Origin of the sequence: Corynebacterium evansiae, assembly GCF_027570065.1 — a bacterium.
Taxonomy (GTDB): domain Bacteria; phylum Actinomycetota; class Actinomycetes; order Mycobacteriales; family Mycobacteriaceae; genus Corynebacterium; species Corynebacterium evansiae.
The window spans coordinates 1-411 of the sequence record NZ_JAKMUT010000027.1 but is presented as its reverse complement, the minus strand read 5'-3'; the positions used below and the strand labels follow the sequence as shown (position 1 = coordinate 411).

Annotated in this window: 1 protein-coding gene; it reads right to left on the bottom strand. The window is 60.6% G+C overall.

Going from position 1 to position 411, the window contains the following annotated elements:
* The coding region (locus L8V00_RS09995; protein ID WP_269944931.1) for a transposase at positions 1-411 on the bottom strand (411 nt) is incomplete at both ends.

Below are 411 nucleotides of genomic sequence, written 5' to 3'. Positions count from 1 at the left end.
CTCGGACGCGTTGGTGGGTGTAGACCTTGGTGTAGGCGCCGGTAGCAGGGTCTTTGATGGTGGTTTTCTCGTTCATCCATTCCCGGTAGGTGTGGTCGAATTCGTGCAGGTGGGCGACCCATGTGGATGCTTGGTCAAGGTCGGTGATGCGAGTGAGTTTCAGGGCTAGGCGGTAGAGGGTTTTGCCGGCATCGGTGCGGGGGTTGCTGGTGGTGTGGCGGCGGACTGTTCGTTGGGCGTGGACGAGGCAGCGTTGGATGCGTGTTGTTGGCCAGCAGTGGTGGATGGCTGATTGGGCACCTTGTCCGCCGTCTGTGACTGCGATTAGTGGTGCGGCAATGGGGCGTAGGAGTTCGGTGTAGGCGGCGGTGGTTTCGTGTCTGGCCCAGGTCCAGTTGATGACGTGGGTTT